The 360-nt window shown below is 66.4% G+C and carries 1 protein-coding gene; it reads right to left on the bottom strand.

All coding sequences use genetic code 11. The features are described from left to right. Positions 1–360: NAD(P)-binding domain-containing protein (locus tag GV790_RS29215; protein WP_163818040.1), on the bottom strand; the 360-nt coding region annotated here is incomplete at both ends.

Here is a 360-nt window from a genome sequence, read left to right as displayed (position 1 = left end):
CACCGGTACCGATGATCGCGACCCGCTTGCCGCGCAGGTCCTGGCGGTGGTCCCAGCGCGAGGTGTGCATCGTGACGCCCGCGAAGCTATCGATGCCGGGGATGTCGGGGAGCTTGGGCCGGGTGAGCACGCCGGTGGCGCTGATCACGAAAAGCGCCGTGAGGTCGACCGCCGCCGCGGTGTGCAGAACCCAGCGATGGGCATCCTCGTCGAAGTCAGCGCCGACCACCGTGGTGCCGAAGCGAATACGCGGCCGCAGCTCGTACTTGTCGACACACGATTCGGCGTAGGCCTTGAGTTCGCGCCCTGGTGCGTAGACCCGCGACCAATCGGTGCGCTGCTCGAAAGAGAACTGATAAC

This window comes from Nocardia cyriacigeorgica (assembly GCF_010858045.1).
Taxonomy (GTDB): domain Bacteria; phylum Actinomycetota; class Actinomycetes; order Mycobacteriales; family Mycobacteriaceae; genus Nocardia; species Nocardia cyriacigeorgica_E.
The sequence above is the reverse complement of the archived record's forward strand: the minus strand, read 5'-3'. Positions and strand labels throughout refer to the sequence as shown.